The sequence below is a fragment of the Xenorhabdus sp. PR6a genome (genome assembly GCF_028599065.1).
In the GTDB taxonomy this organism is placed as follows: Bacteria; Pseudomonadota; Gammaproteobacteria; order Enterobacterales; family Enterobacteriaceae; genus Xenorhabdus; species Xenorhabdus doucetiae.
In genome coordinates, this window is sequence record NZ_JAQRFJ010000024.1 from 16,350 (window position 1) to 37,929 (window position 21,580).

A 21,580-nucleotide genomic window follows, 5' to 3' on the forward strand; every position below is an offset into this window, starting at 1 on the left:
TATTCAGATAGCCGTACTGCCAAGAAAACGCTGTCCCCGGCGCTGACAACAACTGTAGGGTTGCCACAGGGCATACGCCTGATTGCCCTTGCTGGCAGCCGGGTGTTCCCCATCAGGAAATACGGCACAGGATTGACTTAACTGCGGCGATAACCGCTGCCATTGATGGTTTTTCGTGCCGGTATTTTCTTTCACGACTTCAGGCGGCCAATAACCGTCAGTACGCTGACCTTTCAGAACCTGATAAACATGGGGCTGCCCAATGCGGGTGATGATATCCGCCACCCGCTGTGCCACCACCGCCGCGGCTTTATCTTCATCGGCCTGATTCACAAAGCCAGAGCGGGGGTAAATATTGCCCCACATATTGCCGGCCATTGTACTTCCCAGCTCCCGCTGACCGGGGATAAGCGCTTCGGGGTAGAATGATTCCGGCAAACCGGTACGCCATGCCACGGTGTCCAGTGTGCTGAGAAAATAGGGCATCAGGGGCGTGGCGGCACTGCGGCAGGAATAGCCGGGAATTTGTCCGCCAATCAGGGTGGTAGCGGGATGCCCGATGGCATCGGCGTATTTGAAACGCAGGCTGGTACGGCGTTGCCCTGCAATCTGTCGGTTATGGTTACCACCACCGGCAGTCAGATGCGATAACGTACCGGTGACGGCATTTTCCACGCCACCGGATAAGGCGCTGAGCTTTGCCATTTCTGACCACGGATTACCACCGGGCGCATGATAGGTGGAGACCACCGCCTGCGGCAGGAAATGGGTCACTTTGACCGAGGTTTTCACCGTACAGCCGTGCCAGGAACAAAACAGCCAGTAACAAATGCCACTGACCCGCCACTGGATGCAGGCGGGTGAGATACTGCTGGCCACGATTTGGGCAGTGTTAATGGCGGCCTGGGTAACCGGCGCAAATGCCGCTATCAAGATGATGACAATCGGCAAAGCAAGACGGGGCGTATTCATGGCCGGTTTTGCTCCCTGAGTGCACTCGCTTTGGCCACATCCGCCGTGCCATACACCACTTCGCGGTCATCAAACACCACGGCCGGATATTTGCGCACCCCTAATTGCCAGGCATAAACGACATCACGATAGCCCTGGATTAATTGCTGTTCCTGCTCTCGCCATTGGGGTGATTGCAGAATAGCCTGTGCCTGCACGGCAGCTTGTCGGGGGTCTGCGGGCAGCTGACCAAAGCGCTGCTGATAAAGTTGTTCCGGGGCATCCAGCCAGATAACTTTACTGTCAGGAGAGAGAGTTGCAGGGAGATTCTGGCTATCGGTATAGACCACCGTTTTTGCGTTGACAGCAGATGATGTCATCCATCCTAACAAAAGTAATGCGTAACACTTTTTCATCACAACTTTCCCATACTCAAAAACAGGGGGAAAAGCGTGCGGAAAAAGCCAATAAAAGTCAGCAAATAATTCATTTTTGCAAAATGCAAAAAAACGTCCCAAAGGAAGTTGTTAACACGTTTGCCTTTGTCCCCATTGCCACTCTGGCGATTACAGCCTCCATTCAGACTTCTCCTAAAGCATAAAAAATTTGAATTTAATCAATATTTTCAATTAATAAATGAGAGAAATAAATCACATTTATTTATAGCCAATTGATTTTATTTAAACTTTATTCACAATATGCCGATTAATTACCCATCAACACATTAGAGAAATATAAATGAAAAACAACAAGGAATCGCTGTACCTGCAAGAACTGGCCTACCTGCGGGAACTGGCGCGACAGGTGGCGCTAACGTCGCCTCATCTGGCGGATTTTCTGGATACACCCCGTGACCCCGATATTGAACGTCTCTTCGAAGCGTTTGCACTGCTGATTTCCAACTTACGGGATAAGTTGGAGGATGATTTCCCCGAAATTACCCACGGTATCCTGTCCCGCATCTGGCCGTTAGCCCTGAGTCCCATCCCGCCCACAACCATCATGCAGTTTTATCCCACCGGCGGGGAGCATCAGGGCACCGTGGATATCCCGGCCGGCACACCAGTTTCTGCCGAGGTTAATGGACAGTTACTGGCCTTTAAAACCTGCCGGCCTTTGCATATCGAACCCCTGGTTGTACGGGACCGGGCAGTGAAGAAAACCGGCACCCACAGCGAGATCATTCTGACACTGTGCCAGACAGGCACCTCATCCCCCGTCTGGCAAAGCGGGCCACTTACTTTTTTCCTTGGTACAGACACCGAACGTGCTGCCCAGCTCAGCCTGTGGCTGGATGATCATATCTGTGAGATGAGCCTGAGAACGCAGGAAGAACAACGAAAACTGCGCAGTTTCCCTTATGGCTGGCATAACCTGTTCGATAATCCCATCCTGCCGACGGAAAATCGCACCTATACCGGCCTGCAATTGCTGATGGAATATGAGGCGCTGCCCCAGTTGTATAACTTTATGACCGTCGATATCAGCGGCAGTTGCCGTGAAGTCCCGTTAAATCCTGACGGCACCTTTGAGCTGGTCTTTCGCTTTGCAGGCGAACTGCCGCTGGATAATGTCGACGATGCCTTTATGCTGGGCTGCGTGCCGGCCATTCATCTGGAAACCCTGACCAGCCTCCCCCTGCCGTTGAGTGAGGAGAATCATCGTTATCCCCTGCCCCTGGGTGAATCCGTTCAGTTGTTCCGGCTGCGCGATATTCAGGTAGTTCAGCAACCCGATGAAGGGCAGCCACGTGGGGCACCTTACCGCTATCTGCCCATCGACCAGTTTACGCCGTCAGCCCCCTGGCTGGCGGAAGAGGGGGAGCCTGATACGTTCTACTACCTGTTCCAGAGTGAGCGTGATTTGCTGGGCAGGCTCACGTACCGGCTGCATTTTTTTGATCTGGCCGGCAAACCGGCTGAACACTTGCCCGCCCTGACCGTCGTCGGCGATTTTCTGGGCTACCACACGCAGGCCATGACAGTAAAACCCGGCGAAATTACCGTCACACAGGAAGGCTCCCCGGCTCATCTCAGCGTACACAATATCATTCCGGTTTCCACCGATTACCCGCCCCTGTTACAGGGCAATGCCGGCTGGCCGCTGCTCTCCTGCCTCGCCAGCCCGCCGGTGTTGTTATTTACCCCCGACAGCCTGAAACATTTTCTCCGTCTGTTTGACCCTTACGCCGATCTCAACCGCCCATTGAGCCGCCATCTCCGCCGGCACATTGACGGCATTGTCCATGTGGAAGAGCGCCTGACTGATCGCCTGAAATACGGCCGCCCGGTTCGCGGGCATTGGGTGAAACTCACGCTCAACCCCGATTGTTACCGCAATCCGGGGGAAATGTACCGCTTCTGCCGGTTAATCAATGAAGCCATGGCGTGTTTTATCAGCCAGTCCACCTTCGTCAAGCTGGATGTCTATACGCCGGACAACCGCAAGGCAAGGTGGGAATTCTGGGAAGTCTATGGAACACGCCGGGAGATGTAAGCCATCCGGCCATCACAATAAGGAGTAAAACCAACCATGATGAAGAATATCACCGACAGGCTGCCCGCCGCCAAAAGTGGGTTACGGTTTACTTTTCAGGTCGCGGGACTGCCCGAAAACACGTTCAGCGTAGGGGAGTTTTCCTTGCAGGAAGGGTTATCGGCGCTGTTTACCCTGAACCTGACACTGGTCAAAACCCATACCCTGAATCCGTTCAAGCCCTTAGATGAGCTGGATTTGACCGCCTTGCTGATGCAGGAGGCGGTGTTGCAGGTGTTTAATGGCACAACGCTGCAACGCAAAATTACCGGCATTATCTCCCATGCGGACTGGGCGGGTACCGACGGCAATAAAACGTTTTATACCCTGACCGTGCGCCCTGCCCTCTGGCGGTTGACGCTCAATCAGGAGAGCCGGATTTTCCATCAACAAAATGTGCCCGCCATTTTAAATGATTTGCTGAAAAAACACCGGGTACGGGCCGATTCGAAACTCTACGATCCCCATCAGGATCGAGAATACGTGACCCAGAAACGCGAATCGGATTATGCGTTTTTCAGCCGGCTGGCAGCCGAAGAAGGTATCAGCTTCTGGTTTGAGGATGAAACAGCGTTTTTCAGCGACAGCCATCTGGGGATGACCGCCGGCCTACCGCTGCAATACAGCCCGCAACCGGAAACCGCCCACGGGCTGGATACGATTTATCAGGTACGGCTGGGGGTCGGGATGAGTCCGCAACGCAGCCTCCACAAAGACTTTAACTACGACAATCCGCGTTATCACCTCTCCCATATGACCAGCAGTGAAGGTTTCCGCGATTTTGGCAGCCAAACGCCGTATACCGTATTTGAAAGCTACGGGCGTTTCCAGAAAGACGCCGCCGCCAAACCGTTTCTCAAATACCGCCATGAAGCGCTGGATAACCAGAAAAAGACCGGCAGCGGCGGCAGTAACTGCATCAAACTGATGCCGGGAAAAATCTTCGAAATCGTCAGTCACCCGCATGCCCCGCTCAATGCCCGCTGGCAGATTGTCGGTATCAGCCATCACGGCCGCTGCCCGCAGGCACTGGGCGATAACAGTGGTGACGGCACCACACTGACCAACCAGTTCAGCTTTATTGACGGACTTGCCGACTGGCGTCCACCGTTCCATTACAAGCCACTGGCCGATGGCGATGAAACGGCGACAGTGGTCGGGCCGGAAGGAGAAGAAATCTTCGTCAATAAAGATGGTGCCATCAAAGTGCACTTCCACTGGAACCGTTACGACAAGGCAGATGATGGCGCGTCCTGCTGGGTGCGGGTAGCACAGGGCTGGAACGGCAACGGCTTTGGCTTTATGGCGATACCGCGCATCGGGCAGGAAGTCATTATCTCTTACCTCAACGGTGATATTGACCGCCCGATTGTCACCGGCTGTGTCTACAACGGCCTGAACCGCCCGCCGCTGGATTTACCTGCCCAGAAAACCCGCACGACCTTCAAGACCAAAACCCATAAAGGCAAGGGATTTAATGAGCTGCGGTTTGAGGATGCGAAAGGCAGTGAAGAAGTGTTTATCCATGCCCAGAAGGACATGAACACCAAAGTGCTCAACAATCGCGATACCCACGTGCTGGCTAACCACTCTGAAACCGTTGAGAAAAACCAGACCATTGATGTGTATGAGCACCGGGAAGAAACCATTGGCCTCACGGATACGCTTGACGTCGGTGAATCCTTATCCATTACTGCGGGCACGGTGATTGAGCTGCGCTGTGGCAGTAGCGTTCTGCGCATGGACAAGCTGGGTAATGTCACGATCCAGGGGAATAACTTCCTGTTCCAGGCCAGTGATGCCATTCAAATCAGCGCACAGGACATTGACCTGAACTAAGGAGCCCTGAGATGGAATTTAAAAATCTGACCCCGTTTTCGGTTATGCACTACAAGATGCTCGATACCGAAGACGAAGAATATCATGTTGTCGCGATGAAAATCGTCTATCAACTCCAGCCTCTCGGCGACGGGCCGTATTATCAGGCCGTATTAACCGAGCCGTTTGGAGAGTTGGCATTGCAGGATGAATTCAGCGGTGAACTCAACCAGTCCTCCGTCCGGCAGGAAAGTGATCTGGCGCCGCTAAAGCCCAAATGTGATGTGATTGTCAACGGTATGGCCTATGCACCGGGTGGCATTCCGGCTGAAAGAGTGCCCGTCCGGTTACTCGTCACGACAGCGGACTGGCAGCCGCTTATCGATAAAACCTTACTGGTGTGGGGAGAACGTGAGTTTCAACGCACGTCTGAGGACGAATGGCAGTTGACACCGCCGCACAAATTCACGGAATTACCGATAGACTACCAGTACGCCTTTGGCGGGCAATGCAGGGTCTATGAAGACGATGAGGCGGCCGCTGCCGTGGCTGATGAATTCAGGCTGTCCGCTGAGCAACGGGCACAGCATCCGGAAAAAGAGACGCCCCCCATAGCCCATGCCACTTTCGAGTACAACCCGATTGGCACGGGATTTGTCGCGCCGTGGTATGCCAAAGCGAAAACCCTTTCCCGCTATCCCGCACCGCGTATTGAACGCCCTGATGCCTCTGTCACCGTGGCGCATTTTGCCCGCAATTCAGAGCCGCCGAACACCATCACCGAACCTGGTTGCCAGCCTGCAGGTTTCGGTATGATTGGCCGCCCCTGGCTGCCCCGCCGCACAAAAGCCGGCACCTATGATGAGACCTGGCTGAAAGAACGCCACCCTTATCTCCCTGACGATTTTGATTTTAGCTACTGGAATAACGCGCCGGAAGACCAGCAAATTGACCACCCGGATAACAATATCCGTATCAGCCTGTTCCATTTAACCCGTGAGGGCATACTACGGGTGCAGCTGCCGGGACACCGCCCTTTTATCCTGCTGAGAATGCTGAGCGGCGAAATGTTACCTGACCTGATGTATCCGGATACCTTAATTATCGACAGCGAAGCGCTCACACTTTCCATGACCTATCGTTACCACGCTGAAATGGACGAGTCCATCCGGTTGATGGAAGCCCGGTTTGAGATGAATCCGGATGCGCCCCTGGTCAGGGTCGATTTAGGCGATGGCAAGGAGTTGCACTATGGCTGATAACTATTTCGCCCGAACAGCAACCCAATGGATGGTCGTCAGCATTGTGCCGGATGTGTGCAAAACGCCGATAGGTGCATCAACGCCGCCCATTCCCTATCCGGTAGTGGCCAAACTGGCAGAAAGCTCTGTGCCGGTCAAATCCGTGCGGGCAAACGGCAAACCCATGGTGGTCTTCGCACAAAGTTTTGTGCCGCAGACACTGGGCGACCAGCCCGGCGTCGCCAATGGCATCAAAAGCGGCACCGTGGGGGGTAAGTGCCACCCTAAAGAACACGCCAAAAGCGTCCGGGCAGGTAACAAGCTTCTGCTGCGGCACGGTGACAAATTCTGGATGAACGGCGTATAAGGAGACAGACATGGCAAAAAAAACCAAAAAAACACCGCCCACGGTGAGCGATAAACCCTTGCTGGAACAAAAGGCGCGCCATGATGCCCCGACGGGGGAAGGCAACACGATAGGTGAAATTGTCGGGCAACCGCCTCAGGTCACGAAAGCGCCCGGTGAAGCCAGTCCGATACTCAAGCCCGGCCCCCAGAACGAAAAAAATTTCGCCAGTCAGGCGTATGACAGCGCGAAAAACGTGGTTGTTGAGGCAGGGAAAAGTGCTGCTGAGATGGGTAAAGGCGCGGCAAAAGATACCTGGAATTTTGGGGTTGATATCGCGGAACTTGCATATCCGGCAGCCCAGCTGGAGGTGGCACGTGCCATGGAAGACGCGGCAAGGTGGCATGATATTTTCGGCAATAAAGAGCAGGCAAAGGTGTTATCGGAAGCCGCTGAAGAGGCCAGAGGCAGAGCAGCCACCGGTAATCTTGATGAACTCAGGGTGACATTAGACAATCCGGAGCAGGAACTCGGTGCGGTACTGGCTGATCTGAACCCGAAAGGCGCGGTTAAAGGTGTCGTTAAAGGCATAGTCGGGGGCGTTAAGAAGATAGGTAAAGCCATTGAAAAAGTGACCGCCAAAGAGGGAAAGAAAAAAACAGTGAATAAGGTTGAAAAACCGAAGGAGAGCGCAGGCAAGCCTAACGAGCCAGAAAAAAAAGGCGGGAAAGTTAAGGGGGCTAAACTAACTAAAGTTCCGTGTTTTAATCCTTATAACAGCAAACGCTATAAGCGATTAAAAACAGAGAAAGAACGTCAGGCATTCCTGAAAGAATATTCCGCACAACTGCGCAGGCAGCAGGATGCCATTAATAATATGTCCCCTGAGGATTTTAAAATTGCGCGAGATTCATATAAGAAAAATAAACGGAATAGTTTGGCTAAAAAAGCTCAGGAAGATTTTAGGATAGATACTGAATCTGACATCAGAAAGAGTATATCTAAGAAATTAGTTTTAAAAGGAGTAGGTCCGGAAGAAGCCGACATAATAGCAGAGAAGAAAGCTAAAGAAGCCATCAAAGGGTTAGCTGCTTTACATGAACCTGATATGGTGGCTGGAGGTTTTGGGCAATATGCACCTAAGAAAATGGGCGATAAAGGCATTAACAGTGCTATCGGTGGTAGTTGGAATGGAGAACGCATAAAATCGCTTGATAATGCAGCAAAAGAGGCCGTTGACAGTGGGTTAGGTGACGCTAAAATGAACGTTAAATTAGAATTATGCCGAGGTAAGGGGAAAAATAATGCGGGATAAATATTTTGAATATTTTATCAAAAAGATGGGAGAAGCCACTCAACACAAGGAAGTTCCTGCTGAAGCCGTAGATAAATGGCTGGGAAAACTTCCAGGTCAATTATTGTATTATTGGAAACATGAAGGCTGGAACAGCTATAAAGATGGATTATTTAGCATAGTAAATCCCGATGATTATGAAGACATTGTTGATATGTGGCTGGAAAATACGCCATTCGAATCAATGGATGCCTATCATGTTATTGCTAGAAGTGGTTTTGGCAAGCTTTACCTCTGTGGAGAAAAAACTGGAACAAATTTGTCAATATCATGCATTTTTAATACTATCAGACATGAAAAAGATAATTTTAATCATAAAGATCATAACCAATTTAACCTCGACATTGCAGGTTTTTTCTCAAGTGAAACTCCAGAATCAAATGACCTTAAAGGCGGAGGAAAAACAGGTATTTTTTCTCGTGCTGTCGAAAAATATGGTCCATTAGGTGAGCACGAAATATTTGGTTTTGAACCCGCTATTATTTTAGGTGGCGAAATCAAACTTGAAAATGTCAGGAAATTAGATATGCACATCCACCTCGATATTTTGCGTCAATTCGCCGATCCAGATATTCAGGAAATTTGATCTTATATTTCCCTGATATTTATCTGTTCATCAAAGTGGCTGTATAAATAGCCACTTATTTTCTTATGTTAGAATTGTGCCGAGGCATGGGGAAAAAGTAATGCGTGATGATTTTTTTAAATGTTTTATTCAAGATTTGGGAGAAGCAACACAGCATAGAGCTGTTCCTGCCGAGGCAATAGATAAGTGGCTGGGAAAGCTTCCAGGACAGTTGTTGTATTACTGGAAACATGAAGGCTGGAACAGCTATCAAGATGGATTATTCAGTATAGTAAATCCCGATGATTATGAAGATATTGTCGATATGTGGTTAGAAGATACCCCATTTGAGTCAATAGATTCTTACCATGTTATTGCCAGAAGTGGTTTTGGTAAAATGTTCCTTTGTGGAGAAGAAACCGGAATAAACTTATCGATATCTTGTATATTCAATAAAATAACAAGTGATAAAAATGACATTTATAAAAAAGACAGAAAAACATTGGACCTTGATATTTCCAGTTTTTTCGCAAGCAAGTCTGCCAAGACTCTAGATCTAAAAGGTGGCTCAAAAACAGGTATTTTTACCAAAGCAGTAGAAAAATATGGTCCATTAGACGAAAACGAAATATTTGGTTTTGAACCCGCCATCATTTTAGGCGGCGAGATCAAACTTGAAAATGTCAGAAAATTAGATATGCATATCCACCTTGATATCTTACGACAATTTTCTGATCCAGATATTATGGAAATTTGATTTTTTATATAACTGATACTTATTGATTAAAGTGGCTGTATAAACAGCCACTGACTTTACTTAGATTGAATTTATGTCAGGGTAAGGGGAAAAAGTAATGCGTGACGAATTTTTTGAATGCTTCATTGATGACTTGGGAGAAGCAACCCAGCATAGGCCTGTACCATCTGAATCTATGGATAAATGGTTGGGTAAAGTTCCTGGTCAATTATTATATTATTGGAAACATGAAGGCTGGAATAGTTATCAAAATGGGCTGTTTAGCATTGTCAATCCCGACGACTATGAAGATATTGTCGATATGTGGTTAGAAGATACCCCATTTGAGTCAATAGATTCTTACCATGTTATTGCCAGAAGTGGTTTTGGTAAAATGTTCCTTTGTGGAGAAGAAACCGGAATAAACTTATCTATATCTTGTATATTCAATAAAATAACAAGTGATAAAAATGACATTTATAAAAAAGACAGAAAAACATTGGACCTTGATATTTCCAGTTTTTTCGCAAGCAAGTCTGCCAAGACTCTAGATCTAAAAGGTGGCTCAAAAACAGGTATTTTTACCAAAGCAGTAGAAAAATATGGTCCATTAGGCGAAAACGAAATATTTGGTTTTGAACCCGCCATCATTTTAGGCGGCGAGATCAAACTTGAAAATGTCAGAAAATTAGATATGCATATCCACCTTGATATCTTACGACAATTTTCTGATCCAGATATTATGGAAATTTGATTTTTTATATAACTGATACTTATTGATTAAAGTGGCTGTATAAATAGCCACTGACTTTACTTAGATTAAATTTATGTCGGGGTAAGGGGAAAAATGATGCGTGATGAAGAGTTTGAACTTTTTATTGAAGATATGGGAGAAGCTACCCAGCACAGAACAGTGCCTGCCGAAGCTATAGAAAAATGGCTGGGAAAACTTCCTGGCCAATTATTATATTATTGGAAACATGAAGGCTGGAACAGCTACAAAGATGGGTTATTTAGTATAGTAAACCCAGATGATTATGAAGACATTGTCGATATGTGGCTGGAAGATACCCCATTCGAATCCATGGATTCTTACCATGTCATTGCCAGAAGTGGTTTTGGTAAACTTTATCTTTGCGGTGAAAAAACAGGAATTAATTTAACAATATCTTGTATTTTTAATTCTATTAATTATTCTAAAAAACGATCATACACGAAAGAAAGGAAAAAGTTAGACCAAGAAATATCTTCTTTCTTTGGAATAAAATCACCTGATGATTTTGATTTAAAAGGCGGTACAAAAACAGGTATTTTTGCCAAAGCAGTAGAAAAATATGGTCCATTAGGCGAAAACGAAATATTTGGTTTTGAACCCGCCATCATTTTAGGCGGCGAGATCAAACTTGAAAATGTCAGAAAATTAGATATGCATATCCACCTTGATATCTTACGACAATTTTCTGATCCAGATATTATGGAAATTTGATTTTTTATATAACTGATACTTATTGATTAAAGTGGCTGTATAAACAGCCACTGACTTCACTGATAACGGGGCACCCTGTCCAATGCGGCTACTGCCCACACGCAAACCCGGTACTGGCCCAGGCATTTCGCATCCACCGATCCGTTTCTGCCCAGAATGTCCATTTTGTCAGCCCGTCGGTTGAACCTGAACTGCCTGCCAGATAATCCGTTGATGTCACATAAAACTCCCGTGCCCAGCCCTCGTAACGGTAAAAGTTACCCCACTGCGCATAAAGCCGTTCAAAAGCATATTTAGAAGCAATCTGGCTGCCGAGTGATTGGCAAATCTGCCCTGCCTTAAAATAAAACGCTTTTGTCAGCCCTGAACGCGCAAACCAGGTATCACTCCTTAAGGTCAGTACCACCTGTTGCCCTGTCTCATCGGTGCCCGTCAGTCTTACGCCATCGGGGCGTTGCTGCACCACCACCGTATCCCCCGATACCGTGACCGCCGGAGAATCACTCTGCCAGTTTACCCGGCCTGTATTACCGGCGGTGATAATGCGAAATTTCGCGCCCCGCCAGAATACCGAAGGCCCACGGATGCCAAAGGATTTTTGGTTGGCATTGCCGCCCTGACGGTCAACAGCAACAGTATCCACGATACGTAACGGGGGGATAAATTCCGCCACCGGCGACACAATCGGCTGATCACCAATTTTGGCCGTGACCGAAACCCATCCTGCCTGATGACTGACAACGGTGGCGGTTGCATTTCCCTGACTGTCTGTCCACTCTTCCGCTGCAATCATCTCACCCATATCGCCAGACCAGACAACCGCTTTATCCGGCACGCCCTGACCATCAATATCGGTGATTGTCACCGTAAAAATGACACGATCTTCGCCATCTGCAACTGCACGGGTTTTATTGATCCGCAGGGTTGATAACAACACTTCATCAAACGTCACAACCGGGGCCGCGGCCTGAGTATCGCCAACCTGCACCCGGACCTGATGCGGCCCCGCAAATGTACTGGTCAGCCGGACCTGCGTCTGCCCCTGATGGTTCGATTGTGTCCGCTCTGAGGACAACACACCGTGATCGGTTTGCCAAATCACCGCTTGATTTTCCACCGGAATCCCCAGTGAATCTTTCACACTGGCTGTCAACACAATCGTATCCTGACCATCACCTTTCGCCCGAACCTTATCAACCGTGATCGTGGGTTTCAGCAAACGCTTAAACGTCACCACAGAAGCATCGAGGTTTTTTTCTGCCACAGACACGTTAACCGTTGCTGTTCCTGCGGTTCGGCTGACTAATCGGGCGGTGGCTTCACCTTTACTGTTTGTCTGATCCTGCCTGTCCAGCCATTGCCCGTTATCCACTGACCATTGCACTTCGGCGTTGGCAACAGGCTGGTTTGCCGCATCACGCACGGTGACGGTATACAGGACACTGTCCTGACCATCCGCAATGGCAGTTTGCTTATCTGACTGAAGGGTGTGAGTTAACGATGCAGTAAAGGTAATGGGTGAAGAAACCACGGTTCTGCTGCCTGCCGCTACCGTGACTGCGGTTGTTCCTGCTGTCAGGCTGGTTAAATAAGCAGTAGCTTGCCCGTTTGCATCGGTTGTTAATGCAAATGATGAAAACTGACCGAGAGGAGTCTGCCAGCCAACAGCCTGATTGGGCACAGGTTCACCGGCTGCGTTTTTGACGGTTACGGTCAGCGTTGCCACCGCTTTTCCGTCAGCTTTGAGGCTGTGTTTATCCACGGTGATTTCCGGTATCAACACGGTATCAAAGTAGACCGCAGGCGCAATCGCCATGTCCTTATCCACGGCAACACGTACCGTATGCAGACCCTGCTGACGGCTGCGCAGCGACACAGATGCCTGTCCCTGCGCATCCGTTTTCTGTGTGGTGTGTGACAATCTTCCTTTGTCACTTGACCAGCTCACCAGTTGATTGGGAATTGGTGCCCCCTCCTGATCGGTCACCACCACGGTATAGATCACACTGTCATCACCCTCCGCCTGTGCCTTAAGTTTATTTGTTGTCACCTGTAACTGCTTTTCAGTCGGCAAACTGATCATCATCACTTCTGCCCGGTTGGAGCGATTGCCCCGGCTGTCAACAGCAACCCCGGAAAACCGGACCGGTTTTTCTGTGGTTTTTGGCAACAGCAAGGTGACTTTATCCGGCTGCTGGTCAAGCATTTTGCCGCCTGCCTGCTGTAATTCCCCCGTATCCAGTTCTAAACGTACAATCGGATATTTGGCGTGGATAACGGGTACAAAAGTCATTGCTTTTCCTGCATATCCATTGAGGGAGGCTGGAAAGGCCAGTGTTATCAGCGTCTGCTGCTGATAATCCAATACCATATCATTGCGCCGGTTGACAAAATCAAACTGACTGGCTTTCAGGCTGCGCAGCGGTGCGACTTCGTTCGGGTCAAGCTGTTGGCTAAACGGAACACCCAATCGATAATTCATGCCCAGGGTGAAACGGTTTTCTCTGACACCCTGTTTACCCTGCCGAAAATCCGCGCCCAGCGTCACCAGAGGCACGGGCGTATACGTCAGCCCGGCCGTGACGCTATAGGGATTTTTCTGGCGTTCTGACTCACCGAATAACGCCACCTGCTGCCCGTAATACTGTTCAAACTGCAACTGCCCGCCCCAGTGTGGAAACACAGGTAAGTGAGCTTCGGCATGAATATCCCAGCCATTGGCAGGTCGCGCATCGAAATCCGTCAGCCGGGAGGTTTTCCAGTGAGATAAACGCTGGTAAAGGTTGGCGGACAGTCTGGCATTATCATGCCAGGCTTCTAACCCGATGCCGTAACGGTGATGCTGCTCCGGCCACAGTGCATCCCAGAACGCATTAGCACCCCATAACCCGTTATCGGTCAGATAGCGATAACCGAAACCCACCGAGGTTGTCGTCTGTCCGTGATCGGTTTTTACCCCGAACTGGCTGAATGCTGTGCCCGAAGCAGCGCTATACCAGGGTAACAACCAGTCAAATGAAATACCTTTTAACGAAAAATGGCGGTCAAAAGGTAAGGTGAAGCGGGCATTGCCGTATTGGTTAAACCACGGTGTCAGTGTTGATGTCACTGCTGATGATAGCTGCTGAGCAGCCAGTGTCTTCGCGGCTTCACCGGGCGAGTGTGAGCGGGTCAGTTGCCCCCATTGTGATGTGATTTCAGCCAGTTTATGGCTCTCATTATTGTCTTCATGTTGATGTACGGGCTTGGCCTGACCGGGGAAACTGAGCGACAGGCTCAATAAGCCGATAATTAGCCGATTAGCGTTGCTGAACGGAGGAAACTGAATTTTCTGAAACACGACCATGTCACCCTTTTCATTATGATGAAATCGGTAACATGCCGATAAGACCGTTTAAATACTGTGTTTAATTCTTTTTCCAAGAGTGAAAATTAGGTAAAAAAAGCAAATAATTTTCATCTATTGATGAGCAGAACACCCAGCATAGATTAAACATATCAATCCCAATATTGCCCAGATTTTTTCGATAATAGCGCTATAGTATTTTGCTGTTCCAACATAACCGATATCAACAAAATTCATTTATTTCAAAATCATATACAAAAATCACTATTAAATTAATTATCTGAGCAAACAAATTTGAAGAATTGAGTTATCTCTCAAATATAACCAGTAATGGTGATGAGATTGATATTGATTTTCATTACCATTAATTCTAAAATGAATAATTCTTATAATTTTTATTAGTGCAATTTATGCAGTTTTATTCTATGGAAAGAATCCCCACCACCGTTGTAAAGCTGTCAATACTTGTTTTACTGACCATTTCAGGAAAAACGAACGCATCATCTTTTATCAGTCCTGCTGATCAGGAAACAATTACCCAGCAACAAAAAGAGTTATTAGAGCAGGCACAACAACAACGCCATGCGATACGTAATAACATGACGTTATCACCATCTGATCCATCAATATCGAATGATGACGAATCAACTTGCCACACTGTCCACAAAATTCACCTTGAAGGCGCAGAAAGCCTTTCAACATCTGCGCAACAGGCATTATCCAAACCTTATTTATCCCATTGCCTGACTGCCGGTAAAATTAATGAATTGGTACGTAAGGTATCCAACACCTACATAGAAAAAGGTTATGTCACTTCACTTGCAGGGTTAAAAGAGCAGGATTTATCCACCGGTATCCTGACCATGACGGTGACGGAAGGAAAGGTCGGCACAATCCTGCTTGACGGTGAGACGCCCCTTGCCCTGAAAATGGCTTTTCCCAATATGACAGGAAAAATCCTTAATTTGCGGGATATTGAGCAAGGCATGGAACAGTTAAACCGCCTGCCTTCCCAGCAGATAACCATTGATATCCAGCCGGCTAAACAGTCTGGTTATTCTGACATTATTTTAAAACGGGTTACTTCCCGATTGCCGGTCAATGCCAGTCTGGGCATGGATAACAGTGGGCAGAAAAATACCGGAGCAGAACAAATTAATGTCACTTTAGGGCTGGATAACCCACTGCACCTTGCTGACCTGTGGTCAATATCAGTCAACCGTAACAGTGACTTTCGCCATAATCACCAGAGCTGGAACGTAACGTCGGGGGTGACAGTTCCTTATGGCTACTGGTCATTCGATTACCAGTATGCCCGAAACCGCTCGTTTCAAATGATCCCTATGACGGGAACAAGCGGCTATCATCATGAAAGCGAAGGACAAACCCATCAGCTAAAAGTCAACCGGACGTTATACCGTGACGGTAAACAAAAACTGGGGCTGAATATGGGGATCGCCCGCCGCCAGACCTCCAATGTAGCAGCCGGGGTAAAATTATCCGTCAGTAGTCCGACGTTAAATGTTGCCAGCCTGGGTGCTAACTACAGTACCGTGCTGGCAGGAGGTTATCTTACGTTCAACCCAACGCTCAGCCACGGTTTAACGCTCTGGGGAGCGACTAAAGATGACTCCGGCGACCGCAATGCGCCCAGAAGTCAGTTTCGTAAGTTCAGCCTGAGCAGCAGTTATTTTATTCCTGTTACAGAAGATATCTATTACCTGACTTCCCTGTATGGGCAGTTTACGCCGGATAAACTTTATGCCAGTGAACGCCTTTCATTAGGCGGACAATATTCTGTCAGGGGATTTAAGGAACAGAATCTCATAGGAAACAATGGCGGATATTGGCGCAATGAACTGAACTGGAAATTAGCCAGCCTCCCTTTATTAGGTGAACTTACTTTAAATAGTGCACTGGATACAGGCTGGCTGGAAAACAATAAAAAAAGACAAACCGAAGGAGGAAATGTCACGGGAACATCACTGGGAATATCACTCAATAACAACCGGATAAATCAGGCAGTCACCATAGGAAAACCACTGGTTTATCCCGATCATCTCAAACCAGACCACTGGATTGTTTATTGGTCTGCGTCACTCCATTTTTAATAAAACCATACCTACAAATTGGACTTAATTTAAATTTAATAAAAGGACAAAACATGGATAAATTTAACAGCCCTGTGGCAAGGGGAACCTGTTATTTTTTGATTTACCTGACAGGTATCTATCCGCTGAACTCAGCAGTGGCAGGTGGTATTACCCCTGACAATCCGCAAACACAGGTACACAACAATGGCAATGTGCCGGTGGTGAATATTGCTGCGCCCAATAATGCGGGAATATCTCACAATACGTATAAAGAGTTTAATACCGGCACTCAGGGAGCGGTATTAAATAACGCCACCCAGGCGGTTAATTCTCAACTGGCAGGTCAAATCAGCGCCAACGCCAATCTGCATGGAAAGGCAGCCCAACTTATTATCAATGAAGTTACCGGGAGCAACCGTTCTGAATTATTGGGGCAACTGGAAATTGCGGGCCAGAAAGCCAACGTCATGATAGCCAACCCTAATGGCATTATCTGTGATGGATGCGGATTTATTAATACCTCCGGTGCCGTACTGACGACCGGCAAACCGCAATTTGACACTCAGGGGGCACTGGAAGCCCTGAAAGTGACAAAAGGCCAAATTACCATTGGTGGTAAAGGATTAAATGGTCAGTCAACCGATTATGTCGATATTATCAGCCGGGCCACTGAGCTGAACGGAAAAATTCAGGCCAAGAATCTTGCACTGACTCAGGGTGCTAACCAGATTTCGTTCAAAGATGGCACGGCAAAAGCCATTACCGGAGAAGGTAATCGGCCACAATTAGCTGTCGATACCAAAGCACTGGGCGGTATGTATGCCAATAAAATCCGCCTGATTGCAACGGAGGACGGTGTTGGGGTTAATCTGAAAAATGTAACCAGTACACGAGATGATATTACGCTAAGTGCTAATGGAAAAGTTGAACTTGGTAATATTACAGCTAAAACAGATTTAAACGTCAGTGCTAAGGAAATTAATATTGAGCATGCCAAACAATATACGCCTTATATTCAGGCCGGACGAAATATTGCTCTGACAGGTAATAAAGTAACCAATGAAAGTGGTGTGACTGCCGGTCAGGATATGCGGGTGTTTAGTGATACTATCATTAATATAGGCAACAAAGCACTCCTGCAAGCGAACAACAACATGTGGCTTCAGAAAAATGTACAAGGAGATAAGAGTAATCTCATTCAAAATAGATCCGGCACAATAAAGACCAATAATGGTGATTTAATCATTAGGGCTAATGATTTATATAATATACGCAACCTTTATTTCACTTCAAAAAATGGAGATATAACTAAAGATTCGATTGACCAATCAAAACCAGACCTCCTTCGGGAAGAATATGAATTTACTCTGGAAGAATATAAGAGTAAAGGAGTGATGGATGATGAAGGTTATATTGAATTAATCAATGATGAAATAAAACGCTTAATCAGTGATGTGGAAGTTTTAGAAAACTTCCATCCAAGCTCTATTACAGCCGGAAAAAATATCTATATAAATAGCGATAATCTATGGAATATAAATAGTCAAATCAATAGTCAAAAGAATATGTTTTTGACTGGTAAAAATTTTAGAAATATTAGAAATATCACTTACCATTCAGCGGGTTATTCATTTATCCCAGAGCTTCCCAGCTCATCTACTGAAACTTATTTAATCTATAATTCACCTATAATCGTCTCTGATCTTTATCGCTACCAATCAAAAGGCATCGGTTTTTATGATAAAAATATAGAATGGTATGATTGGAATAGTGCGACACAAGATAATATATCTTTAGAACAATACATAAAAGATAAATTATTAGCTAATACGATAGCTGCAAAAGAAAATCTTGTTATTGATTTTTCTAACGATGTTGAAATCCAAAAAAATGTAGCTAATTATGACTATTTGGCTCCCAAAGAATCAAACGCCATATTGGCTAACAATATCTTTTTACACGGTAAATACATCAACATTTCAGATAAAATAAATTCAGAAACTGACCTAAATATTATTTCAGATAATATCATCTCTACTAATAAGGCCGATATTTCATCAGAAAAAGATCTATCTCTGACAGCAGTTAATGGAATAAATTTCAAGAATAGTAAATTTAAAGGTGATAACTTCTCATTAATTAATCGGACTGGAAATATCTATCTGACAGGCTCCGACTTTGTATCCAAAAATGATTTTTCTATTATCTCTAGCGCCGATATATTTCTTAAGTCAGTGGTAAATGATTTTAGCTACGGAGGAAGAATAGATATTACCCATAAAGGAAGCACCTTAAACAGCGGTGGTAATTTAACCATAATGACCAATGGTAGCTTATTATTTCAGGCTACCAAGTTAATTGCTAAAGGTGCTATGAATATCTCCGCTCAAGGTGGTTACCTCTATGCCCAGGCAATGGAAGACGTCAGTCATTATGAAACCAGTGAAACAAAGCGTAACTGGTATGGCAAGAAAAAAACCACTAACCGTACTCACCACAGTGTGACAAATAAAGCCACAGAATTCATTGCTGACGGTGATATTAATATCCTCAGCCATGACGACAGTACTTATGAAGCCAGTAAGATCGAAACCAATAATAATGTTAAGTTGACGAGTACACATGGGAAAATAAATTTTAAATCGGTTAAAGACGTTTCTTTCGATCACATCATCAGCAAATCTAAAGGATTCTTCATTAAAAACAGAGATAGTGGCCATGCAGCAGAAACATGGGTACTCCCTTCTGTTCATATTGGCGGGAAGTTAACGATTGATGCCGCAAATGGGATCAGTGCTGATATAAAAACTCAGAACGGCCAATCTTTGCAAAATGTACTGGCAAACCTTGGTAACACTTCTGAAACGGCTTGGCTAACAGGATTAGCTCAACGGCAAGATGTACACTGGAATGCCGTTAAGGATGCGTATGAAAGTTGGGATTATAAGAGCCAGTATTTAAATCCGGTTGCTTCAGCTGTTATTGCTATCGCTGTTGCTGTGGTCACGGCAGGAGCAGGGTTAACTGTAGCCGCCGCTAATGGCGCCGCAGGTGCAGCCAGCAGTGCCGCTACCGCAGCCGGAGCCAGTGCCGCAACAGCAGCAACAGTAAGTACCACCACATATGGTGCAGTTTCTGCGGGTATCGCCTCTTTGGCTTCTAAAGCAGCGGTTAGCCTTATCAATAATGAAGGAAACCTGTCCAAAACCCTCAAGGATATGGGCAACAGTGATACGGTAAAATCCACCATTACTTCCATGGCGATTGGTGGTGCCTTAGCCGGATTTGACAACTTTTTAGGTGTGGAAAAAGCGGCTAATGGTGCAACTAACGTACCTTTATTAAGAAACCTTGAATGGAGCAAAGTTGCTCAACGTGTTGCAGGGCAATCGGTTATCAGCTCCAGTTTGAATACTGTCATTAACGGGGGCAGCTTTAAAGACAATTTCACTATGGCATTACTTGCCAATGTGGGTAATCAGGTCAATATAGAAGGCGCAGATTTTATAGGAAGCAATGGAACTGCATTAGGTTTTTCTGAAAAAGCTATCAGTCATGCAGCAGTATCGGCGATTGCCGCACACATTGGTGGGGGAGATGCAAAAGCTGCAGCAGCTGGCGCATTCGCAGCCAGGCTTGCATCTGTAACACTGGCTAAAACATTTAATGATCCCGCCCAAATTCTGGCAGGCGGCAAAATCATTGGCGGCATTGCCGGTGCATTTGCCGCAAACAGTGCGCAGGGTGTTAACAGCGGAGCAAATGCTGGTGAAATAGTTCTTGAGCATAACTTCCTAAAATATGATCTGTATAAGCTGGATAGAGAAGTCAAGGCAGCAAAAGAAAAAGGCGAAGATACAGCTCCTGTCTTTGAGAAAATGCGTAAGCGCCTGGCTGAAGAGCGGGATATAGTCAAAACCTCTTGTAAGAACAGTCCAACTATTTGTGGTGCTGCACATCGCGAACTCGCCAATGAAGCGATAGGGGAACTTCAAGATATCAGCGCACTTTATTATGATAGTGATGTCATTGAGTTTGTGAAAACAGAAACGGCTAAGGACAATGCCGTTATCGATGATTATATCAGTACAAAAGGTGAAATACTGGAATATGTCTTTAACGGTGCTGAGATACTGGTAGGCAACGAAACAAAGTTTTCAGTTAAAGGAAAAGGTACTAATTCAGCCCATAATCAGCAAGTAGCTCAGTCAGACCCTTCACCAACGGTGATTGTTGTAAAGACAAACTCAGGTACAAAAGGCAATTGGAACAAGGAATTAAACAAACCTCAACCCAATACGATTTATCATGTGGATGGAAATTATACATACCATACAGATTCATCGAGCCGCACTAGTCAAGTAGAAGCAACTCTGCTTTTGTCTAGGAATGATAGAAACACTTACCAGCAAAGCAAAGCAGGTAAGACTGGTGACGCAGGTGATGAAGGCGGTCACTTAATCGCCAGTATCTTTAATGGGCCTGGTGAAAAATTGAATCTTGTGCCAATGGATGGAAACCTGAATAAAGGTGCTTGGAAACAAATGGAAAATACTTGGGCTAGTGCTTTGAAGGAAGGTAAGCAAGTTAATGTTAAAATTGAACCTATTTACAACAGCAACAGTGTACGCCCAGATAAATTTAATGTTAAATATTCTATTGATGGAGCAAGGCCAGTGATCGTTAACTTTAATAATTCTGCAGGCGGAAAATAAGCAATGGGTGATCAAGAATTATATCAGAAAATCGGACAGTTATTGGTAGATGCCGGACCAATAGATGCCAAAAAAATCATTGTCCGGGCTGATCTTTTTCCAGAAAGAGATGGTTGTTCATATGAGTTTGATTATATAGATAAAAGTGAGAAATTAGACTGGTTTGATCCCGATAGTCGAGCAGTGAGCGACCTGACAGACCTACTAGAAGAGCTTAGAAGCTTTTTTATTAACAATATACAATCTCAAGAAACTCCATTTTGGCACGGATGTACAATTACTCTTGATGTAGAAAAAATGAAGCTTAATATGGAATTCAAGTACGAAGACTAACCTAAAAAAGTTCCCAGCTATAAAGGCTGGGAACTTTTTTTTAACATTAATATCTATAAAT

Annotated in this window: 15 protein-coding genes; 12 read left to right on the forward strand and 3 right to left on the reverse strand. The window is 46.3% G+C overall.

Translation table 11 applies throughout. The features are described 5' to 3' along the window. Window positions 1-3: 3 nt before the first annotated feature. Both PSI15_RS08565 and PSI15_RS08570 read right to left on the reverse strand, forming a co-directional pair. Window positions 4-972: a TIGR03756 family integrating conjugative element protein gene (locus PSI15_RS08565; RefSeq protein ID WP_273583165.1), complete on the reverse strand. Its 969-nt coding sequence runs from the start codon at window positions 970-972 to the stop codon at window positions 4-6. Next, window positions 969-1,367: a TIGR03757 family integrating conjugative element protein gene (locus tag PSI15_RS08570; protein ID WP_273583166.1), complete on the reverse strand. Its 399-nt coding sequence runs from the start codon at window positions 1,365-1,367 to the stop codon at window positions 969-971. Before PSI15_RS08570 ends, PSI15_RS08565 begins: the two co-directional genes overlap by 4 nt. A gap of 322 nt (window positions 1,368-1,689) precedes the next feature. Between PSI15_RS08570 and tssF the strand changes: the two genes are divergently transcribed. From tssF to PSI15_RS08615, 9 genes are all read left to right on the forward strand, one after another. Beyond that, the gene (gene tssF, locus PSI15_RS08575) at window positions 1,690-3,447 is read left to right on the forward strand and encodes a type VI secretion system baseplate subunit TssF (protein WP_273583167.1); all 1,758 of its coding nucleotides are present in this window, start codon (window positions 1,690-1,692) and stop codon (window positions 3,445-3,447) included. A gap of 36 nt (window positions 3,448-3,483) precedes the next feature. Further along, the gene (gene tssI / locus PSI15_RS08580; RefSeq protein ID WP_273583168.1) at window positions 3,484-5,325 is read left to right on the forward strand and encodes a type VI secretion system tip protein TssI/VgrG; all 1,842 of its coding nucleotides are present in this window, start codon (window positions 3,484-3,486) and stop codon (window positions 5,323-5,325) included. Window positions 5,326-5,381: 56 nt separating this feature from the next. After that, entirely contained in the window at window positions 5,382-6,563 is a 1,182-nt protein-coding gene (locus PSI15_RS08585) for a DUF2169 family type VI secretion system accessory protein (protein ID WP_273583192.1), read from the forward strand. Continuing rightward, a complete protein-coding gene (locus PSI15_RS08590) occupies window positions 6,538-6,912 on the forward strand; it encodes a DUF4150 domain-containing protein (protein WP_273583169.1) in 375 nt (124 codons plus the stop codon). Before PSI15_RS08585 ends, PSI15_RS08590 begins: the two co-directional genes overlap by 26 nt. Before the next feature lie 10 nt (window positions 6,913-6,922). Further along, on the forward strand, window positions 6,923-8,206 hold the full coding sequence (locus tag PSI15_RS08595; protein ID WP_273583170.1) for a polymorphic toxin type 15 domain-containing protein: 1,284 nt from the start codon (window positions 6,923-6,925) through the stop codon (window positions 8,204-8,206). After that, window positions 8,196-8,831 carry a GAD-like domain-containing protein gene (locus PSI15_RS08600; protein ID WP_273583171.1) on the forward strand — a complete coding sequence of 212 codons (636 nt, stop codon included), beginning with the start codon at window positions 8,196-8,198 and terminating at the stop codon, window positions 8,829-8,831. Before PSI15_RS08595 ends, PSI15_RS08600 begins: the two co-directional genes overlap by 11 nt. 100 nt (window positions 8,832-8,931) lie before the next feature. After that, window positions 8,932-9,567, forward strand: a complete 636-nt coding sequence (locus tag PSI15_RS08605; RefSeq protein ID WP_273583172.1) for a GAD-like domain-containing protein — start codon at window positions 8,932-8,934, stop codon at window positions 9,565-9,567. A 97-nt stretch (window positions 9,568-9,664) separates the two neighbouring features. Further along, window positions 9,665-10,300 (forward strand): GAD-like domain-containing protein, encoded by a 636-nt coding sequence (locus PSI15_RS08610; protein WP_273583173.1) that lies wholly within the window; start codon window positions 9,665-9,667, stop codon window positions 10,298-10,300. 93 nt (window positions 10,301-10,393) lie between these two features. Next, entirely contained in the window at window positions 10,394-11,032 is a 639-nt protein-coding gene (locus tag PSI15_RS08615) for a GAD-like domain-containing protein (protein WP_273583174.1), read from the forward strand. A gap of 88 nt (window positions 11,033-11,120) precedes the next feature. On the opposite strand, the gene PSI15_RS08620 is transcribed toward PSI15_RS08615, so the two are convergent. Continuing rightward, a complete protein-coding gene (locus PSI15_RS08620) occupies window positions 11,121-14,378 on the reverse strand; it encodes an Ig-like domain-containing protein (protein WP_273583175.1) in 3,258 nt (1,085 codons plus the stop codon). Between the two features lie 425 nt (window positions 14,379-14,803). Between PSI15_RS08620 and PSI15_RS08625 the strand changes: the two genes are divergently transcribed. The 3 genes from PSI15_RS08625 to PSI15_RS08635 are packed head-to-tail and all read left to right on the forward strand — an operon-like array spanning window position 14,804 to window position 21,519. Next, entirely contained in the window at window positions 14,804-16,489 is a 1,686-nt protein-coding gene (locus PSI15_RS08625; RefSeq protein WP_273583176.1) for a ShlB/FhaC/HecB family hemolysin secretion/activation protein, read from the forward strand. A gap of 53 nt (window positions 16,490-16,542) precedes the next feature. Further along, window positions 16,543-21,186, forward strand: coding sequence for a DUF637 domain-containing protein (locus PSI15_RS08630; protein ID WP_273583177.1), 4,644 nt, complete (start codon window positions 16,543-16,545; stop codon window positions 21,184-21,186). 3 nt (window positions 21,187-21,189) lie between these two features. Then, entirely contained in the window at window positions 21,190-21,519 is a 330-nt protein-coding gene (locus tag PSI15_RS08635; protein WP_273583178.1) for a hypothetical protein, read from the forward strand. Window positions 21,520-21,580 lie beyond the last annotated feature (61 nt).